At 30.1% G+C, this 289-nt stretch carries 1 protein-coding gene; it reads left to right on the top strand.

Annotated features, from left to right (window positions below):
* Positions 1-24: 24 nt before the first annotated feature.
* Positions 25-289: hypothetical protein (locus tag AOA62_RS25780; protein WP_218244188.1), on the top strand; the 265-nt coding region annotated here is incomplete at its 3' end.

Here is a 289-nt window from a genome sequence, read left to right as displayed (position 1 = left end):
AATCAATATAGTGATATAGGAAAAATGAAAAGAGAACTGGTTGAGATTGAAGATGGTTTTCTCGATATTATTTATTTAATAAGGGAAACATGCTTTGAATTATATCCTCCATTTTTAGCCGAAAGTGGTTTGAAAGAAGCATTAAAAGAATTAACAAAGAAGTTTGAACTACGCTCCAATATCATATTAGATTTTAAACTTGAGCAAGCCACTTCTAAGCCGATAAATAAAGAAACAGAATTAGCTATTTACAGGATGATACAAGAACTTCTAAACAATGCCATGAAAC

Origin of the sequence: Pseudomonas sp. 2995-3, assembly GCF_002742565.1 — a bacterium.
Taxonomy (GTDB): Bacteria; Pseudomonadota; Gammaproteobacteria; order Pseudomonadales; family Pseudomonadaceae; genus Aquipseudomonas; species Aquipseudomonas edaphica.
Note: the sequence above shows the minus strand (reverse complement) of the source record. Positions and strands in the feature narration are given on the sequence as shown.